The organism is Citrobacter sp. W9, assembly GCF_026719375.1.
In the GTDB taxonomy this organism is placed as follows: Bacteria; Pseudomonadota; Gammaproteobacteria; order Enterobacterales; family Enterobacteriaceae; genus Citrobacter; species Citrobacter werkmanii.
This window is the reverse complement of sequence record NZ_JAPPTE010000011.1, coordinates 125,465-145,150: the sequence shown is the minus strand read 5'-3', so window position 1 is coordinate 145,150 and position 19,686 is coordinate 125,465. Positions and strand designations below refer to the sequence as shown.

Sequence of the window (19,686 nt, the reverse complement as noted above, 5' to 3'; positions counted from 1 at the left end):
CGGAAAATCAGGCGCAATACGCCTTTTTCAGGGTATCCACCAGCACTTCTGAGGCGGTAGATAACTTATGATGTGCCGAACGCAGAACGCCGATCCGACGCTGGATCACTGGCGTGTCCAGATCGATACAGGTTGCGCCTAATTCAGTCATTTGCGTACGGCACAGCGCGGGTACCGCGCTGCCGCCCAGGCCCTTAGCCACCAGCCGGCCAATGGTCACCAGTTGATGGCTCTCCAGCGCCACCTCCAGCGAATGCCCGCTTTGCACCAACTGTTCTTCCAGCATCAGACGCACAGCGGAAGGTCGTTGCAGAGTGATGAAATCCAGCGTCAGCAGTTCACGCCACGCAATACGATCCCGCCCTGCCAGTCGGCATGTTGGCGGGACAATCGCGATAAAACGATCCACACCAAGCGGGGTGAAATGCAGATGCCCGGAATAGTCCGGTTCGAAGGCAATGCCCATCTCCACCCGCCCTTCACTCACCATCTCAATGACTTGTTCGTTGATCACATCGTGAACCGTTACGTTGATACCGGAATAGGAATCACGAAACGTCTTCAGTACTGACGGCAGGACGTTAGCAGCAAATGAAGGCATGGCGGCAATAGAGATTTTACCGCGTTGCAGCGTGAATCGCTGGCGCATTGCCTCTTCCGTGTTCTCCCAGTCCGCGAGCAACTGTCGCCCCATGTTCAGCAACGTTTCCCCTTCCTGCGTCAGGGTCACCTTGCGGGTGGTTCTCAACAGTAAAGCCCCACCTAACGAATCCTCCAGTCCTTTAATCGCCAGACTTAATGCGGGTTGCGACATATTCAGTCTTTCACTGGCATGAGCAAAATTCAGAGTGTGAGCTACCGCTAAAAACGCGCGTAACTGTTTGATGCTCATTCCCATTTCGCATTCCTTTAACCTGTTGAATACCTTTAATTAACATTAAATTGATAAAAAAACCCAATGAGTGAGTCACAAATTTAAAATTAACAAATCATTTTTCTCCCTCAATGATGTCGGCAAGGACAACAGGAGGGGCAAGTATATGGCTGGACTGGATAAACGGGTCGCCACGTATCAAGAGGCGCTGGAAGGACTGACCGACAACATGACGCTGCTGGCGGGCGGTTTTGGCTTATGTGGCATCCCTGAAAATCTGATTGCCGAAGTACGTCGTCGGGAGGTTCAGGGTCTTACCGTGGTGTCAAACAACTGCGGCGTGGACGGTTTTGGCCTCGGCGTACTGCTGGAAACGCGTCAGGTGCGCAAAGTGGTTGCATCCTATGTGGGTGAAAACGCGCTGTTTGAAAAGCAGGTGCTTAGCGGCGAACTGGAAGCCATCCTGACGCCGCAAGGCACGCTGGCGGAGCAGTTGCGCGCTGGCGGCGCGGGGATCCCCGCTTTCTTCACCGCGACCGGATACGGGACCCCCGTGGCCGAAGGAAAAGAGGTGCGCGAGTTTGCCGGACGTCCGTACATTTTAGAGCAGGCCATAACCGGGGACTTTGCGCTGGTCAAAGGCTGGAAAGCCGACTGGTACGGCAATGTTATCTATCGCCATACCGCACAGAATTTTAATCCGCTGATGGCCGCTGCCGGGCGCATTACCGTGGTGGAAGTTGAAGAGATTGTCCCCCCTGGCGAGTTGGATCCCGCTGCGATTCATACTCCCGGAATTTTTGTTAACCGCATTATTCAGGGGCAATTTGAAAAACGTATTGAACAACGCACCCTGCGCCAGAAAGGAGCCTGACCATGTTAACGCGTGAACAAATGGCAATGCGTGTCGCCCGTGAGCTGCGCGACGGTTATTACGTCAATCTTGGGATTGGTATTCCCACTCTGGTAGCGAACTACATCCCCGATGGTATGGACGTGATGCTGCAATCGGAAAACGGTTTGCTGGGTATGGGGCCGTTTCCCACAGAAGACGAAATTGATGCAGACATGATCAACGCCGGAAAACAGACCGTGACGGCGCGCAAAGGCGCAGCGATTTTCGACTCGGCGCAATCCTTCGCGATGATCCGCGGCGGCCACGTTGACCTGACGGTGCTCGGCGCGTTTGAAGTCGATGTTAACGGCAATATCGCCTCGTGGATGATCCCCGGAAAAATGGTGAAAGGCATGGGCGGCGCAATGGACCTGGTGGCCGGAGCTGACAACATCATCGTGGTGATGACCCATGCTTCCAAAAACGGTGAGTCAAAATTGCTTCCCGCCTGCACCCTGCCGCTGACCGGCGTGGCCTGCATCAAACGCGTACTTACCGATCTGGCGCTGCTGGAGATTGCCGACGGGGCGTTCATTCTGCGTGAACGCGCCCCGGGTATCAGCGTGGATGACATCGTCGCCAGAACCGCCGGCAAGCTGATCGTTCCTGAAAATGTCCCCGAGATGCAATTTAACTGAGGAGCTGACCATGCAGGATGTTGTTATTGTCGCGGCAACGCGCACCCCGATTGGCAGTTTTCATGGCGCGCTGGCGCCGCTTTCGGCGGTTGAACTCGGTTCGGTGGTTATCCGTTCCCTGCTGGAAAAAACGGCCGTGGCGCCTGAGCAAATTGATGAAGTGATTTTGGGTCAGGTGCTCACGACGGGCAGTGGTCAAAATCCGGCCAGACAGACGGCGTTACGCGCGGGCTTACCGGTCACTACGCCAGCGCTAACCATTAATCTGGTGTGCGGCTCGGGCCTGAAGGCGGTGCATCAGGCGGTACAGGCGATTCGCTGCGGTGATGCGCAAATTGTGATTGCCGGTGGGCAGGAGAGCATGAGCAATGCGCCCTATTTCCTCGACGGCGCGCGGGCCGGTCTGCGCCTGGGTCATGCCAGCCTGAAAGACAGCGTAGTGCATGACGGTTTATGGGACGCCTTCAACGACTATCACATGGGCATTACCGCGGAGAATCTGGCGGATAAGTTCGCTATCAGTCGTGAGCAACAGGACGCATTTGCTCTGCACTCCCAGCAAAAAGCAGCTGCCGCGATTGAAGCCGGTCGTTTTAGTGCGGAGATTACCCCGGTCAGCGTTCCGCAGGGGAAAAAACCGCCGCGTGTAGTGGACCGTGACGAACAACCGCGCCCGGATACTCAGGCTGATAAGCTGGCGCAGCTGAAGCCAGCGTTTCGGCCTGGAAACGGCACGGTGACCGCCGGGAATGCTTCTTCAATCAATGATGGCGCCGCGGCGGTGATGCTAATGAGCGCCGCCAAAGCCGCAGAACTCAATTTGCCGGTTCTGGGACGGGTTGCGGGCTACGCGGTCTCCGGCGTCGATCCGGCCATTATGGGTATTGGGCCGGTAGATGCGTCACTTCAGTGTCTGCAACGGGCAGGCTGGGCGCTGAACGATGTTGATCTCATTGAAGCCAACGAAGCGTTTGCCGCACAAGCGCTGGCGGTTGGCGAATCACTGAACTGGGATAGCAGCAAAGTTAACGTCAATGGCGGCGCGATCGCGCTGGGTCATCCGATTGGTGCCTCCGGGTGCCGGATTCTGGTGACTCTGCTGCATGAAATGGCCCGCAGCAACGCCGCCAAAGGGTTGGCCACACTGTGCGTAGGCGGCGGTCAGGGTGTCGCGCTGGCAGTAGAGCGTCCGGGGGGATCTCATGAAAAATAAGCAAATTTGCGTACTGGGCGCGGGTTTAATGGGCGTCGGCATCGCCACCCACTTTGCCCGCTTTGGTCACGATATCTGGTTGTACGACACCGATAGCAGCCGAATTGCGGAAATTAGCCATATTGCCAGCGGTATTGTGGATGAGCTTATTGCTACTGAACAATTTGCTCTAAGCGAAAAAGCATCGGTTATGAACCGTCTACACGGTACGACGTCGCTACAGGATATTGCCGCGTGCGGATTGCTGATTGAAGCCATCCCGGAACGCCTCGAACTTAAACATGCGTTGTATGCGCAACTGGAAGAGCTGATCGCACCGGAGGCGGTGATCGCCAGTAATACCAGCGGACTGCCACCCGATGCCCTGGCAGAAAAGCTTGCCTATCCTGAGCGGTTGCTGATTGCCCATTTCTGGAACCCGCCGCACTTTATTCCGCTGGTTGAAATTGTGCCGGGGACAGCAACGAAGGCGGAATATCTCCATGAATTACAACAACTACTGCTGTCGATGCAGCTGGAAGCGGTCGTACTCGATCGCGCCGCGCCAGGGTTTGTCGGCAACCGTCTGCAATTCGCCCTGCTGCGTGAAGCGTTGCATATCGTTAAAAGCGGTATCGCCAGCGCGGAGGTAGTGGATCAGGTAATGCGTGCCTCGCTCGGACGACGCTATGCCATGGTTGGCCCGCTGGAGGCGGCTGATATGACGGGTCTTTCTACGGTACAGGACATTTGTCAGCATCTGTTACCCACGCTCGCCACCGGTAGCGACATGATGTCGCTGGTCGCTGACAAGGTTGCCAACGGTGATACTGGTTTGCGCAGCGGCCAGGGATTTTATCGCTGGGATGATTCGCGCAAGGAGTACATCCAGCAACGCAGAGAGCACCAGCTGCGCTTTGCCCTGAAACCGTAACTTCTCTTTCTGTACCCACTATAACAATGATATTGAGGAGTCATGATGAGTGTATTAATCGCCCTGGCAGCGCTGGGCCTGCTGATGCTTGCAGCCTATCGCGGATACAGCGTCATCCTGTTTGCCCCCATCGCGGCATTAGGTGCTGTATTGCTTACCGAACCCAGCGCCGTCGGCCCTGCCTTCACCGGCCTGTTTATGGAAAAAATGGTCGGTTTTGTGAAGCTTTACTTCCCGGTATTTTTGCTGGGTGCGGTGTTTGGCAAGTTAATCGAGTTGTCTGGTTTTTCCCGCTCTATTGTTGCCGCCGCCATCAATATTCTCGGGCGGCGTCACGCCATCCCGGTGATCGTGCTGGTGTGCGCGCTGTTAACCTACGGCGGGGTATCGCTGTTCGTCGTGGCGTTTGCGGTGTATCCCTTTGCGGCGGAGCTGTTCCGCCAGAGTAATATCCCTAAGCGCCTGATCCCGGCCACCGTTGCGCTGGGCGCGTTTTCCTTCACGATGGACGCCTTGCCGGGCACGCCGCAGATCCAGAATATTATTCCGACCAGCTTCTTTGGGACTAACGCCTGGGCCGCGCCGTGGCTGGGGCTGATAGGCTCGCTGTTTATTATTTTCGTCGGTCTGGTTTATCTCGAACGTCAGCGTCGTAAAGCGCAGGCAAAGAATGAAGGCTATGGCACTGAACTGTTAAACGAGCCGGAAACGCCGGATAACATTAACCTGCCGAACCCGATAATCGCTATCTCTCCGCTGATTCTGGTTGGGGTATTTAACCTGCTGTTTACCCGCTGGATCCCACAGTGGTATGGCGCAACACATCAACTGGAACTGCCAGGCCTTGCCAAACCGATTACCACCGAAGTCGGTAAAATTACCGCTATCTGGGCGGTGGAAGCGGCGCTGATTTCAGGGATCCTGCTGGTGGTGCTGTTCGGCTATCGCAACATTAAAGGTCGCCTGGCGGAAGGCAGCAGAACGGCGGTTGGCGGCGCGATCCTCGCGGCCATGAACACCGCGTCGGAGTATGGTTTTGGTGCGGTGATCGCTGCCCTGCCGGGTTTCCTTGTGTTGTCAAAAGCGCTGGCGGCGATCCCCGACCCGCTTCTTAACGAAGCCATCAGCATCACCACGCTGGCCGGGATCACCGGCTCGGCGTCTGGCGGGATGAGTATTGCCCTCGCCGCCATGTCTGACACTTTTATTGCCGCTGCCCATGCCGCCAATATTCCACTCGAAGTCTTCCACCGCGTGGCGTCAATGGCCAGCGGCGGCATGGATACCCTGCCGCACAACGGCGCGGTCATTACCCTGCTGGCTATTACCGGCCTCAGCCATCGTCAGGCGTACGGCGGGATTTTCGCCATCACCGTGATCAAAAGCCTGGCCGTGCTGTTTGTTATCGGCGTCTTCTACACCACCGGAATTGTTTAAGGAGAATCATCATGAACTTAACGGGAAAAACCGCCCTGGTTACCGGCTCGACCAGCGGTATTGGATTAGGCATCGCTCAGGTGCTGGCACAAGCGGGCGCTTCGTTGATCCTCAACGGGTTTGGTGATGTCGAAGCCGCCAAAGACGCCGTGGCGCAGTATGGCAAAACGCCAGGCTACCACGGCGCGGACCTGAGTGATGAAGCGCAAATTGCTGACATGATGCGCTATGCCGCAAGCGAATTTGGCGGTGTGGATATCCTGGTCAACAACGCCGGGATCCAGCATGTGTCTCCGGTAGAAACCTTCCCGGTTGAAAAATGGAACGCAATTATTGCTATTAACCTCTCATCCGTTTTTCACACTACGCGACTGGCGCTGCCAGGCATGCGCGCACGGAACTGGGGACGCATCATTAATATCGCCTCGGTTCACGGCCTGGTGGCTTCTAAAGAGAAATCCGCGTACGTGGCAGCCAAGCACGGCGTGGTGGGATTAACCAAGACCATTGCGCTGGAAACCGCGCAGACCGGCATCACCTGCAATGCGCTATGTCCCGGTTGGGTGCTCACACCGTTGGTCCAGCAGCAGATTGATAAACGTATTGCCGAAGGTGCTGCGCCTGACGTCGCACGTGACGCCCTGCTGGCGGAAAAGCAACCGTCGCGCGAATTCGTCACGCCGGAGCAGTTAGGGGAACTCGCGTTGTTTTTATGTTCAGACGGTGCGGCGCAGGTACGAGGCGTTGCGTGGAATATGGATGGCGGCTGGGTGGCGCAATAACATCATCGGGTGCCGGATAAGACGTAGTCGCATCCGGCACGCCACGATTAAGACTTCAGCTGATAATCCAGTGTAATTTCCGCGTTCAGTACCTGCGAAACTGGGCAGCCGGCCTTCGCTTTCTGGATGATGCCGTCAAACGTGGCGGCGTCTATCCCCGGAACGCTTACCTCACTGTGCAGCGCTACTTTGGTTATCGCAAATCCCGCATCCACCTTATCCAGAGAAACATCGGCAGTGGTATCAATGGCGTCTGGCGTAAAGCCCGCATCGCCCAGCATTAACGAAAGCGCCATTGAGAAGCAGGCGGCATGGGCCGCGCCAATCAACTCTTCAGGATTGGTGCCTTTTACCCCTTCGAACCGCGTATTAAACCCATACGGTTGCTGATTCAGCACGCCACTTTCGGTCGAGACGGTACCTTTACCGCGTTTAATGTCGCCTTCCCAGTGTGCCTGACCCTTCTTATGGATAGTCATTACCGTTCTCCTGTGTTGTCGTTGAAGTTACAAGTATAGGACGCCTGAGAAAATGCATGATCCATCCGGGATAGTTCTGCATTTACCGCTTAAGCATTGACCTTTCAGACAAAATGACCGACCATCCTGAAAGCCGTTATTTTAAACATCGGCTTTCTATCAGGTTGTATTTCGTCCGTTGTTATACGGGCTCGCCCTTGAAACCAGAAACAGGATTAAGGAGTTAGAATGAAATCGAACCGTCAGGCCCGTCATATTCTTGGACTAGACCACAAAATCTCAAACCAACGTAAAGTCGTGACCGAAGGTGACAAAACCAGTGTGGTCAACAATCCTACCGGAAGAAAACGCCGCGCTGACGGCAAATAGTCTTTCGCAGGTCTGACTGAATAACGAGATAAACACCATTGCAACCGCAGTGGTGTTTTTGCTTATAAAACCCCATACCCCATTCACAATGCTTTATACTTCGCCCGTTTCCCTGGCGGACAGGCCACATACGATCATAAAGAACGCCAGGGACGGTTATTCAAAAAAGAGTGAGTGACATGGAAAACGAAACTAAAAAACTGCGTTCCCTTTACATCCCCTACGCTGGCCCGGTACTGCTGGAATTCCCTTTACTGAATAAAGGGAGCGCTTTCAGTGTGGAAGAACGCCGTAACTTCAACCTGCTGGGGTTACTGCCGGAAGTGGTCGAGACGATTGAAGAACAGGCTGAACGCGCCTGGATCCAATATCAGGGATTCAAAACCGAAATCGACAAGCATATTTACCTGCGTAACATTCAGGACACCAACGAAACCCTGTTTTACCGACTGGTGCATAATCACCTTGATGAGATGATGCCGGTTATCTATACCCCAACGGTAGGTGCTGCCTGTGAGCGTTTCTCTGAGATCTACCGTCGCGCGCGCGGTGTGTTTATCTCTTATCAGAACCGCCACAATATGGACGATATCCTGCAGAACGTACCTAACCACAATATCAAAGTCATCGTCGTCACCGACGGTGAACGTATTCTGGGCCTTGGCGACCAGGGGATCGGCGGGATGGGTATTCCGATCGGTAAGCTGTCGCTGTATACCGCGTGTGGCGGAATTAGTCCGGCCTACACCCTGCCGGTCGTCCTGGACGTCGGTACCAACAACCAGCAACTGCTGAACGATCCGCTGTATATGGGCTGGCGTAATCCGCGTATCACTGATGATGAATACTACGAATTTGTCGATGAATTCATCCAGGCTGTGAAGCATCGTTGGCCGGACGTGCTGCTGCAATTCGAAGACTTCGCGCAGAAAAATGCGATGCCGTTGCTGAACCGCTATCGCGATGAAATTTGCTCGTTTAACGACGATATTCAGGGCACGGCAGCGGTTACCGTTGGTACGCTCATTGCCGCCAGCCGCGCGGCGGGTAGCCAGTTAAGTGAACAGAATATCGTGTTCCTGGGAGCGGGCTCCGCTGGTTGCGGGATTGCCGAGCAGATCATCGCGCAAATCCAGCGTGAAGGTTTAAGCGAGGAAGCGGCGCGTCAGCGCGTGTTTATGGTCGATCGCTTCGGCCTGTTAACCGACAAAATGCCGAACCTGCTCTCCTTCCAGACCAAGCTGGTGCAAAAACGCGAAAATCTGCAGCACTGGGATACGCAAGAGGATGTGCTGTCGTTACTCGACGTGGTGCGTAACGTTAAGCCGGATATCCTGATTGGTGTTTCCGGACAGACCGGCCTGTTTACCGAAGAGATCATCCGCGAAATGCACAAGCATTGTCCGCGCCCCATCGTCATGCCGCTGTCTAACCCAACTTCACGCGTGGAAGCTACGCCACAGGATATTATCGCCTGGACCGAAGGTAACGCGCTGGTTGCGACCGGTAGCCCGTTTGCGCCGGTAGTGTGGAAGGAAAAAGTCTTCCCGATTGCCCAGTGTAACAACGCCTATATTTTCCCGGGTATCGGGCTGGGTGTTATTGCTTCCGGCGCATCGCGCATTACCGATGAAATGCTGATGTCGGCCAGTGAAACACTGGCGCAGTATTCACCGCTGGTGCTGAACGGCGAAGGACTGGTGTTACCGGAACTGAAAGACATTCAGACAGTTTCCCGTGCGATTGCTTTTGCCGTGGGTAAAATGGCCCAGCAGCAAGGCGTGGCTGTGAAAACGTCCGCCGAAGCGCTGCAACAGGCGATTGACGATAATTTCTGGCAGGCGGAATATCGCGACTACCGTCGAACTTCTATTTGACGGTTTGCCCGGCAGCAGAGTCTGCCGGGCAATTTTAAGCGTTCGATGAACGAAATACAGTATGTAGATTACTGTTCTGAAAGTTCCAGCTCAGCGATAACCGGCAGGTGATCGCTCGCCGTAGACCACGTAAATTCGGGTGAGTTATGTGGAATTTCCAGATTTTTGACGTTCCACTTCTGCCCTTTAAACGTGAAAATATGGTCTATATCGATCGCAGGGTTAACGGCTGGCCAACTGCGGGTATCAACCCCTTCTTTCGTCACTTCGTTGAAAAAGTAACGTATTTCTTTCAGCGGCTGCTCGTCCCGGGTCGAATTAAAGTCCCCTGCAAGGATTTTAATTGAGGAGGCGATATCCGGGAAATCTGATGTCGCGTCGCCAATGCTGATATCTAAAAGATAGCGGGCTTGTTCCGTACGCATGGTAGGATCTTTTTGCCAGTCGAGATGGGTCACCATAATGATGGGGGCAGAATCAAACCCAGGCACGTCAACCTGCGCCAGTAACGCCACGCGTTGTTCAGCATTACCCGACGGTAATTTTACCACCTGCGTGTGCAATATTTTATATTTGGAAAGCAGTCCTAACCCGTACTCACCGCCATCAAAATCGAGTGCTTTACCAAAGGCGTAATACAGTTTATTGGCATCAGCGATTTTTTTGAGTTGATCGATCTTTTGACTGCGCCCTGTTTTATTATCAACCTCTGGCACTGCTATAATATCTGCATCTATTCTTTTAATAGCTGAATTAAGTGCCGTAAAATCCGCCACATCAGCAGATGCTTCATTTTTACCAATGTTATAGGTGGCAATCTTTAAATGCGGGTTATTCTGCGTGTAAATTTTGTCAGGAATACCACCCTTTTGCACTTTAAGTATCTCATTACCAGCGAGTTTTTCACTTGCTTGTGCATTTGAAAATAAACATCCCAGCGCAATCATCGTCAATGTCATTGTTTTTTTCATGTCATCTATTCTCCAAATAATAAAATAGTGAGCGACAGCGTACCGGAGAACAGCGATCGTTATTGTGATCCTTAACTCAAGCTTTCGACGCGACGAAAATTAACTTTTGCCTGATTTATTTGTCTTGTGATCTGCTGGGCGTTCAAAGCTTGCGCTACCGCGTATGTTGCGCTTACACTTTCATCACCGATTAACATTCTGAAAAACAAAAGGAGGATACTTATGCTGTACTGTGAACGTTTTATCGTTTCACATGCTTTTGGCGATCGCCAGTGCTCAAGCGTTATCGGTATCGTGCTGCGATAACTTCTGCTTGAGCGAAGCTAACTTCTCAATCCCCTTCTCTCGGGCTTACCGGGTTATCGTCAGCGATGTTTGACGAGGCGTTTTTACGCCTGTAACTCTTGAGTAAGCAACAATGAGCACATTACTAACCGCACAATCCTTACACGTTGATACGGCATTTGGCACGCTATTCGACGATCTTTCCTTCACCCTGAAAAAAGGTGACCGCATCGGGCTTATCGGTTACAACGGCTGCGGCAAAAGTACGCTGTTAAAACTGCTTGATGGCACTATTTCACCCACCAGCGGGTCTATCGCGCAGGCGAATCACTGTCATCTCGCACGTGTGGAGCAACATTTACCTGACGATATACTGCCGCTTACGTTGCAAGAGGCGGTGCTTGCTCAACTTCCCGAGCATGAACGCGCGAGCCAGCAATGGCGAGTTGAAGCGTTGCTGGCCGAAATGGGTTTCACGCCGGAGAATTTATCTCTGACAGCACAAACGCTGAGCGGCGGACAACACACGCGTCTGTTATTAGCGCGGGCGCTGATGCGAAATCCTGACCTGCTACTGCTGGATGAACCGGGTAACCACCTGGATTTGCCTACATTACTGTGGCTGGAACAGTTCTTACAGAACTGGTCTGGTAGTTTTGTGGTGGTTTCCCACGATCCGCAGTTGCTGGATGCCGTGACTCACGGGACCTGGATCCTGCGCGATCGCACCCTGCATGCCTTCGATCTGCCCTGTAGCGCGGCGCGTCAGGCTCTGGTAGACAGAGACGCCAGCGATGCTTTGCGCCATAAGGCTGAACAAAAGGAGATCGACCGTGTCACCGCCAGCGCCAAACGGCTGGCGACCTGGGGGCGGGTCTACGACAACGAAGACCTTTCCCGTAAAGCCAAGCAGATGGAAAAACAGGTGCTGCGCCTGAAAGAGGTACAGACCGAAGTAACCTCGGGAAGTCAGTGGACACTAACATTGCAGGGTGATGCCCTGCGTGCGGATCGTTTGCTGGAGATGACTCATCTGTCCGTGGCCCCTGCTCCTGGCGCAGATTCGCTGTTTTCGATAGCCGGTATCCGCGTAAAAAGCGGTGATCGCGTGGCGATTGTCGGGCGCAATGGGTGTGGGAAATCATCGCTGTTAAGGCTTATCTGGCAACAGTTTCACTCACAGCTGGCATCGCCTTCATTGGTGTTACACCCGCGCGTTACGCTGGGGTATTACGATCAAACGCTGCACCAACTCGCTGATGACGACTCGCTGTTTGACGCGCTGGAAGCGTTTGCTCCTCAGCCTGATATTCGCAAAATGGCCTTGATTAGCGCGGGCTTTCCATGGGTTCGTCACGCACAGCGGGTCAGTACATTAAGTGGTGGCGAGCGTTCCCGGTTATTGTTTGTGGGACTGACGCTTGCGCGTTATAGCCTGCTGATGCTCGATGAACCGACCAACCATCTGGATATGGAAGGCAAAGAGGCGCTGGCAGAAACGCTGCAAAGCTATCACGGCGGCGTGCTGCTGGTCAGTCACGATCGCCAGCTTATCAGCAAAAGCTGTAACCGGTTCTGGTTTATTGAGAACGGCGAACTCAGCGAATGGCACGATCTCGACGCGATCAACGCGCGAATTCGGGAAACATCTGCTGAGATACCCGTCCCGAAAACGTTGGTTGAAGCGAGAAATGAAATAAGCCGCGACAGTGATGCGTTACTGGAACAACTTCTCGAACTGGAGCAGCGGCTGGCCGACGATCTCGCTCGTAAGCCGAAACATCAAAAACCGCTGTTACAAGCGCAATGGCGTCAGGAGATTGCGCGTCTGAACTCACTTCTGGAGTAAACCGCATTGCCGGATGGCGCAAGCTTATCCGGCCTACATCAGCAAAATGCGCCTGTAGGCCCGTCATCCGGCATGCCATGTATTACTGCGGTTTTTTCTCTTTCCAGGCATCCCAGGCCTGTTTGATCTCTTGCTTTGCCGTAGCGGCGTCGTTGAAACCGTTTAATTCTACCTTTTTGCGCCCTTCCGGCAGATCTTTGTACACGCGGAAGAAAGATTCCAGGCGTTGCACTTCAATCTTGGGCAGATCGCTCAACTCTTTGATGTCATCATAAGTCGGGTCAATTTTACTGGCCGGAACGGCGACAATTTTGTCGTCCTTTTCTCCGCCGTCGATCATCTTCAGCACGCCAATCGCGCGCAGCTTAATCAATGTTCCTGGGGCCAGTGGCGCACGGGTATAAAAAATGACGTCCAGCGGGTCGCCGTCACCGGCTAAAGATTGAGTCAACGAGCCGTAGTTGGCGGGATAGGCAACCGGCATTGACTGGAAGCGATCGGCAACGATAAAACCGGTTTTGGCGTCGGTTTCATATTTAATCATTCCACCTGCCGGGATTTCAGTTACGGCATAAAACTCTTCCGGGTTATTTTCCGGCTGAGGAAATTCGAGGATGTTCTGCGCCTGAGCGGACGCACAAAGAAACACGCTGACTGCGAGTAATTTTTTTACCAGATGCATTGTCTTTTAACTCTTCTATTATTAAAGACAACACCTTACGTTGAGCAGATGACAGAAACATGACGTTTTTTTGGCAAAAAAATGGCGCTACTGATGTAGCGCCATTACGTGGAGGTAACGTCAGGGATTAGTTAACCCCTTCCTCGCTCTCTTTTTTCGCTTCTTGTCTTTCGACTTCGCGATACCAGCGCGGGTGATGTTTCTTCGCCCAGCGACGGCTCACTTTCCCTTCGATCATGCCTTTAATAGAGCCTTTCACCCAGAATGCCATATACATATGGATGAGGATGGCGTGCATCAGGATAATGCCTGCCGCCGCATGGATCAGCAGGCTATAACGCACGACCTGCATCGGGAAGAACTGTGCAAAGTACGGACGCCAGATAATAATGCCGGTAATCAGCAGCACGAAAATCATGCTCATGATCGACCAGAACATCATTTTCTGTCCGGCGTTGTACTTGCCCACATCCGCCACTTTATGTTCATTGCCTTTCAGCACTTCCACAATGTTTTTCAGCCACGGAATATCTTTTTTATCCGGGATGTTGTGGTGAACAAAGCGTACAAACATGAACATTAACGCCACGAAGATCAGCAGCCCGAAGAACGGGTGCAAAATACGCCCCATCTGCGGCGTACCGAAAGTCTGCGTCAACCATTGCAGAGTCGGGAAGAAAAATGAAATCCCCGACAGCGCCACCAGGAAGAAGCAGATCACCACCGTCCAGTGACAGGCGCGGTCGATAAACTTCGTGCGCACAATCATTTTCGACTTACTCATGATGATCCTCCTCGTCGTCGTCCACTTCCTTATTCGGACCAATACCAACGTAGTGGTAAATAAGTCCGGCGAAGGTGGCGATAAATCCGGCTGCGGCCAGTGGTTTCAGCGCCCCTTTCCACAGATTGATAGAGGTATCGATCTGCGGTTCTTTCGGCAGGCCGTGGTACAGCTCCGGCTGGTTGGCATGATGCAGAACGTACATTACATGCGTCCCCCCCACACCTTCCGGGTTGTAGAGCCCGGCGTGTTCGAAACCGCGAGCTTTCAGTTTGGCCACCCGCTGTTCGCCCATTTCCAGCATTTCCTGCTTGGTGCCGAAATGTATTGCCCCTGTTGGACAGGTCTTGACGCAGGCAGGCTCCTGCCCGACGCTGACGCGGTCCACACACAGCGTACATTTATACACGCGGTTATCCTCTTTATTGAGGCGCGGAATATTAAATGGACACCCGGCAATACAGTAGCCGCAGCCAATGCAGTGCTCTGACTGGAAATCGACAATCCCGTTGGCGTACTGAATAATCGCCCCGGCAGACGGGCATGCCTTCAGGCAGCCCGGATCTTCACAGTGCATACAGCCGTCTTTACGAATTAGCCACTCAAGCTTGCCGTTCTGTTCGGTTTCGCTAAATCGCATCACCGTCCAGGATTTGGCGCTGAGATCGGCGGGGTTGTCATACACCCCGACGCAATGACCGACTTCATCGCGGATATCGTTCCACTCTGAACATGCCACCTGGCAGGCCTTACAGCCTATACAGGTGGACACATCGATCAGTTTCGCGACCTCTGCTTTGTAATCACGGGCCTGAGGCGGCGGCGTGATGGAGTTTGTTGCGGACCGTTTGATGATGTCCTGCGTTTCCATAGACATATATTCGCCCCCTTACGCCTTCTCGATGTTTACTAAAAACGCTTTGTATTCCGGCGTTTGCGAGTTTGCATCACCGACATTCGGCGTCAGGGTGTTGGCGATATAGCCTTTACGCGCGACTCCTTCAAAGCCCCAGTGGATCGGGATCCCAACCGTTTCGACCTGCTGACCATTGACGTTCAGGGTACGCAGACGACGCGTAACCACCGCAACTGCGCGAATAAATCCACGCTTGCTGCTGACTTTCACGCGATCGCCGTTATTGATACCTTTCGCTGCCGCCAGCGTTTCGCTGATTTCCACAAACTGTTCTGGTTGAGCAATCGCATTCAGCAATGCGTGCTTGGTCCAGGTATGGAAGTGTTCGGTCAGACGATAAGTCGTCCCAACGTACGGGAAGTCCTGTTTGGTTCCCATGCGTAGCTTATCCGCCTCGTACAGACGGGCTGCCGGGTTGGAGATTACGTTCGGGTGCAGCGGGTTGGTACCCAGCGGCGTTTCCATTGGCTCGTAGTGTTCCGGGAACGGCCCTTCCGCCATCTTATCAATGGCGAACAGACGACCCAGACCTTCCGGCTGCATGATAAACGGATTGGTGCCGCTGCCAGGCGCCGCGGTGTTGAAGTCCGGGATGTCGTTCCCCGTCCACTTCGTACCGTTCCACTGGATCAGCATGCGTTTGGGATCCCACGGTTTACCCTGCGGATCCGCCGAAGCGCGGTTATACAGAACGCGACGGTTCAGTGGCCATGCCCATGCCCAACCCAGCGTATTACCCAGCCCTGACGGGTCGGCGTTATCGCGGTTGGCCATCTGGTTGCCCTGCTCGGTCCAGCTCCCGGTATAAATCCAGCAGGAAGATGAGGTTGTGCCATCATCACGCAGAAGCGCAAAGCTATTGAGCAACTGGCCTTTCTTCGCAATCAGCACACCGTTGGCATCATAGAGATCTTCCAGCGCATAGCCGTTGTTCTCTTTCGCCACTTCCTCTGAATGCGGTTCGTCCGGCTGCTTATAGTTCCAGCTCATTTTCAGCACGGGTTCAACTGCTTTACCGCCTTCAGTGCGGTACATGTCGCGCAGACGGTGGTAAATGCCGGCCAGAATTTCGCCATCGTTACGGGCTTCGCCCGGCGCGTCCTGACCTTTCCAGTGCCACTGCAACCAGCGACCGGAGTTGGCGATTGAGCCATCCTCTTCCGCAAAGCAGGTTGACGGCAAACGGAAGACTTCGGTCTGGATAGATGCCGGATCAACGTCGTTTGATTCGCCGTGGTTTTGCCAGAACGTTGAAGTTTCTGTCACCAGCGGATCGATAACGACCAGATACTTCAGTTTGCTCAGGGACTGCACCACTTTGTTTTTGTCCGGGAAGGACGCAACCGGGTTAAAGCCCTGACAGATGTAGCCGGTGACTTTTCCGCTATCCATCATATTGAAGTATTTGATGACGTCGTAGGACTGATCCCACTTCGGCAGCCACTCAAAGCCCCAGTCATTCTCTTTCTGCGCCGCATTGCCGTAGAAAGATTTCATCAGGCTAACGAAAAACTTCGGATAGTTGCCCCAGTAGTTAACCTGATCGGCCAACGTCGCTTTTGGCGTGTTCGCGGCCAGATAGGTTTGCAGATCTGTCTGTTTTTCTGACGGTAGCGTCAGGTAGCCCGGCAGACTGGTAGAGAGCAGACCTAAGTCGGTTAACCCCTGAATGTTGGAGTGACCGCGCAAGGCGTTGACACCACCACCGGCCATCCCCATATTGCCGAGCAGCAACTGGATCATCGCCATGGTGCGGATGTTTTGCGCCCCGACGGTATGCTGCGTCCAGCCCAGCGCATACAGGAAGGTGGTGGTACGATCGGCCGCGCTGGTGGAGGCCAGCACTTCGCAGACTTTCAGGAAGTCTTCTTTCGGCGTACCACAGATATTTTCCACCACATCTGGCGTGTAACGGGATACATGCTGTTTCAGCAGGTTCCACACGCAGCGCGGATGACTTAATGTTTCATCGCGTTTGGCGTAGCCGTTTTCATCGAACTGATAGTTCCAGGACGATTTATCATACTGACGTTTTTTCGCGTCATACCCGCTGAACAGACCCTCTTCGAAAGCAAAATCATCCCGCACCAGCAGGCTAGCGTTGGTGTAATGCTTAACGTATTCAGCGTTGATTTTGTTATTTTCAATCAGGTACAGCAAAACGCCGGACAGGAACGTAATGTCCGTGCCGGAACGAATCGGTGCGTAAATATCCGACACCGAGGCTGTACGTGTAAAACGTGGGTCAACAACAATCAGCGTGGCGTCATTGTTGTTTTTAGCTTCCATCGCCCAGCGGAATCCCACCGGATGTGCTTCAGCGGCGTTACCGCCCATCACCATCACGACGTTAGCATTTTTAATATCAACCCAGTGGTTGGTCATCGCACCGCGACCAAATGTTGGAGCAAGACTTGCTACCGTTGGTCCGTGTCAGACGCGCGCCTGGTTGTCTACTGCCAGCATGCCGAGTGAGCGCACAAATTTTTGCGTCAGCATGCCGGTTTCATTACTTGCTGCAGATGCGCACAGCATCCCGGTTGAAAGCCAGCGGTTAACCGTTACACCCTGCTCATTTTTCTCAATAAAGTTGGCGTCACGGTCAGTTTTCATCAGCTTCGCGATGCGGGAGAAAGCTTCATCCCAGCTGATACGCTGCCATTTGTCGGAACCAGGAGCGCGATATTCCGGGTAACGCAGACGGTTTTCACTGTGTACGTAATCCAGTAAGCCTGCGCCCTTAGGACATAATGCCCCCCGGCTCACCGGATGATCCGGATCCCCTTCAATATGGTAAATCGACTCTTTGGCGTTTTTTGCTCCATCACCCAGGCTATACATTAATAGCCCGCAACCTACGGAACAGTATGTGCAGGTGTTTCGGATCTCTTTGGCGCGTAATAACTTATAGTTTCGCGCCTGAGCCAGTGCCATTTTGGGTGCAAAACCCAGAGCGGCTACTGTTGTTCCCGCCATACCGCCCGCGCAGATTTTAAAAAATTGTCTGCGGCTGACGTCCATTGCTTTCCTCTTTTTTGCAGGGATTCGTACAAGAAATCTCTCAAAGTGCGTAATCGAGGCAGCCTGAAAGATGACATGTACAACTTCGCGACGAAACTATCAGCTATATCCATATTTTTTTTGCGTCAAATCAAAAACGAAACGGTTCCGCTACTAAATAGTGCACTTTGTTTAACCCTTGTACCCATAAGGAGGTATGCAAAAGGTAATTAATTAGCGTGCTACGGTGTAAAAGTGCTATAAATTTCAGCTTATTTTTTGCCAGTGGTATGAACAGAGAAACAGAATGACAAAACAAAAAGCAACGTTAATTGGTCTGATTGCCATCGTACTCTGGAGCACGATGGTTGGACTTATTCGGGGAGTGAGTGAGGGACTGGGACCTGCTGGCGGCGCAGCGATGATTTTTTCATTAAGCGGCCTGTTGCTCATATTTACTGTTGGATTTCCAAATATCAGAAAAATTCCTGTTCACTATTTAATCGCCGGTAGCGTGCTTTTTGTTAGCTATGAAATTTGTTTAGCACTGGCCCTGGGTTATGCCGCTACCCGTCATCAGGCTATTGAAGTCGGGATGGTAAATTATCTCTGGCCAAGCCTGACGATATTGTTCGCCATATTATTTAATGGTCAAAAATCAACCTGGCTGGTCATTCCTGGATTAATTATCGCATTGACCGGTGTTTGTTGGGTATTAGGTGGTGAAAATGGCCTCAATCCTGGCGAAATTATCAGCAATGTTGCCAGTAGTCCGCTCAGTTATTTTCTCGCCTTTCTGGGGGCTTTTATCTGGGCCACATATTGCACAGTGACCAATAAATATGCAAAAGGCTTTAACGGCATCACGGTGTTCGTCTTACTGACAGCCGCAAGTCTGTGGGTTTACTATTTTGTCACCCCTCAGCCGGAAATGGTTTTCAGCACTCCGGTGACGATTAAAATGTTCACTGCAGCATTAACGTTAGGATTTGCCTATGCTGCGTGGAATATTGGTATTTTGCACGGTAATGTCACCATTATGGCGGTGGGTTCTTATTTTACTCCCGTACTGTCCTCCGCGCTTGCCGCCGTGCTACTCAGCGCCCCGCTATCACTTTCTTTCTGGCAAGGCGCGCTGATGGTTTGCGCTGGCTCGCTACTTTGCTGGTTGGCAACGCGCCGCGCCTGAAAAAAAACCGGGTTTTATCACAAATAAATAAAATCCGGCTATACTTTAGCCAGGCTGATGGATAATTATTGCGCATTGCACTTGTTTTTTTTGTTTATATTTGTTTAATTAAATGTTAAATATGTGATTATTAGTTAACACGTGAAAGTATTTCATGTTTATCTATAACCCTCCGCATGTATATATTATACAAGCGAAACTAACGCCATTTAAACCATAGCTGCCATAATAGTCCCCTGCGTAAATATATCTCATCAGATTTGTCACATATTAAGATTAATACAATCAGCTGTATTATGTAGATCTGGATCACACAACTTCAAATATTTCGCAATATTATGAAACTTATTATTGAACTTATACCACTGCGTCATTTAAAAATGGTTTGCCATTGACGAACCCCTTCGTTTAGCAATGGTTTAGGAAACACACCAAGAAAAAATTATAACCTAACAACAGCGTGACGGTTGCCGTCGCCATCAGCGTGAACTGGCGCAGTGATTTTTTAACCATGGGATTCCTTATTCTGGAAG

General features: G+C 52.5%; 16 protein-coding genes and 1 pseudogene. 10 read left to right on the top strand and 7 right to left on the bottom strand.

Annotated elements, in window-relative coordinates; all coding sequences use genetic code 11:
- Positions 1–7: 7 nt before the first annotated feature.
- Complete coding sequence (locus OOJ59_RS16575; protein ID WP_038640611.1) at positions 8–898, bottom strand: LysR family transcriptional regulator; 891 nt, start codon at positions 896–898, stop codon at positions 8–10.
- A gap of 142 nt (positions 899–1,040) precedes the next feature.
- Between OOJ59_RS16575 and OOJ59_RS16570 the strand changes: the two genes are divergently transcribed.
- From OOJ59_RS16570 to OOJ59_RS16545, 6 genes are read left to right on the top strand one after another with little or no spacing between them, the layout of a single operon-like run.
- A complete protein-coding gene (locus tag OOJ59_RS16570) occupies positions 1,041–1,748 on the top strand; it encodes a CoA transferase subunit A (RefSeq protein ID WP_032939731.1) in 708 nt (235 codons plus the stop codon).
- Between the two features lie 2 nt (positions 1,749–1,750).
- A complete protein-coding gene (locus OOJ59_RS16565; RefSeq protein WP_038640615.1) occupies positions 1,751–2,407 on the top strand; it encodes a CoA transferase subunit B in 657 nt (218 codons plus the stop codon).
- Positions 2,408–2,417: 10 nt separating this feature from the next.
- Positions 2,418–3,620, top strand: a complete 1,203-nt coding sequence (locus tag OOJ59_RS16560) for an acetyl-CoA C-acetyltransferase (RefSeq protein WP_110498064.1) — start codon at positions 2,418–2,420, stop codon at positions 3,618–3,620.
- The gene (locus OOJ59_RS16555; RefSeq protein WP_137347284.1) at positions 3,610–4,533 is read left to right on the top strand and encodes a 3-hydroxyacyl-CoA dehydrogenase family protein; all 924 of its coding nucleotides are present in this window, start codon (positions 3,610–3,612) and stop codon (positions 4,531–4,533) included. The genes OOJ59_RS16560 and OOJ59_RS16555 overlap by 11 nt, the downstream gene beginning before the upstream one ends.
- A gap of 42 nt (positions 4,534–4,575) precedes the next feature.
- The gene (locus tag OOJ59_RS16550) at positions 4,576–5,970 is read left to right on the top strand and encodes a GntP family permease (protein ID WP_199951110.1); all 1,395 of its coding nucleotides are present in this window, start codon (positions 4,576–4,578) and stop codon (positions 5,968–5,970) included.
- A gap of 11 nt (positions 5,971–5,981) precedes the next feature.
- Positions 5,982–6,752 (top strand): 3-hydroxybutyrate dehydrogenase, encoded by a 771-nt coding sequence (locus OOJ59_RS16545; protein ID WP_085048200.1) that lies wholly within the window; start codon positions 5,982–5,984, stop codon positions 6,750–6,752.
- Between the two features lie 47 nt (positions 6,753–6,799).
- Here the strand turns inward: OOJ59_RS16545 and OOJ59_RS16540 are convergent, their stop codons facing one another.
- Entirely contained in the window at positions 6,800–7,231 is a 432-nt protein-coding gene (locus OOJ59_RS16540) for an OsmC family protein (RefSeq protein WP_085048199.1), read from the bottom strand.
- Between the two features lie 228 nt (positions 7,232–7,459).
- Here OOJ59_RS16540 and sra point away from each other — a divergent pair, with 228 nt between their 5' ends.
- Both sra and maeA read left to right on the top strand, forming a co-directional pair.
- The gene (sra, locus tag OOJ59_RS16535; RefSeq protein ID WP_038640628.1) at positions 7,460–7,600 is read left to right on the top strand and encodes a stationary-phase-induced ribosome-associated protein; all 141 of its coding nucleotides are present in this window, start codon (positions 7,460–7,462) and stop codon (positions 7,598–7,600) included.
- A 179-nt stretch (positions 7,601–7,779) separates the two neighbouring features.
- Entirely contained in the window at positions 7,780–9,477 is a 1,698-nt protein-coding gene (maeA, locus tag OOJ59_RS16530; RefSeq protein WP_087856604.1) for a malate dehydrogenase, read from the top strand.
- A gap of 68 nt (positions 9,478–9,545) precedes the next feature.
- Here maeA and OOJ59_RS16525 read toward each other — a convergent pair whose 3' ends face one another.
- Entirely contained in the window at positions 9,546–10,448 is a 903-nt protein-coding gene (locus OOJ59_RS16525) for an endonuclease/exonuclease/phosphatase family protein (RefSeq protein WP_160956244.1), read from the bottom strand.
- A 418-nt stretch (positions 10,449–10,866) separates the two neighbouring features.
- On the opposite strand from OOJ59_RS16525, the gene OOJ59_RS16520 reads away from it, so the two are divergent.
- Complete coding sequence (locus OOJ59_RS16520) at positions 10,867–12,582, top strand: ABC-F family ATP-binding cassette domain-containing protein (protein ID WP_160956245.1); 1,716 nt, start codon at positions 10,867–10,869, stop codon at positions 12,580–12,582.
- A gap of 81 nt (positions 12,583–12,663) precedes the next feature.
- Here OOJ59_RS16520 and OOJ59_RS16515 read toward each other — a convergent pair.
- The 4 genes and pseudogenes from OOJ59_RS16515 to fdnG form a co-directional block, all read right to left on the bottom strand.
- Positions 12,664–13,264: pseudogene (locus OOJ59_RS16515) on the bottom strand (inorganic diphosphatase); the annotation flags it as partial.
- A gap of 127 nt (positions 13,265–13,391) precedes the next feature.
- A complete protein-coding gene (fdnI, locus tag OOJ59_RS16510; RefSeq protein ID WP_038640638.1) occupies positions 13,392–14,048 on the bottom strand; it encodes a formate dehydrogenase-N subunit gamma in 657 nt (218 codons plus the stop codon).
- Positions 14,041–14,925, bottom strand: a complete 885-nt coding sequence (fdnH, locus tag OOJ59_RS16505; RefSeq protein WP_160956246.1) for a formate dehydrogenase N subunit beta — start codon at positions 14,923–14,925, stop codon at positions 14,041–14,043. The genes fdnI and fdnH overlap by 8 nt, the downstream gene beginning before the upstream one ends.
- Positions 14,926–14,937: 12 nt before the next feature.
- Complete coding sequence (gene fdnG, locus OOJ59_RS16500) at positions 14,938–17,985, bottom strand: formate dehydrogenase-N subunit alpha (protein ID WP_160956247.1); 3,048 nt, start codon at positions 17,983–17,985, stop codon at positions 14,938–14,940.
- A 286-nt stretch (positions 17,986–18,271) separates the two neighbouring features.
- On the opposite strand from fdnG, the gene yddG reads away from it, so the two are divergent.
- Positions 18,272–19,153: an aromatic amino acid efflux DMT transporter YddG gene (gene yddG / locus OOJ59_RS16495; protein WP_087856600.1), complete on the top strand. Its 882-nt coding sequence runs from the start codon at positions 18,272–18,274 to the stop codon at positions 19,151–19,153.
- The last annotated feature ends 533 nt before the right edge of the window (positions 19,154–19,686 follow it).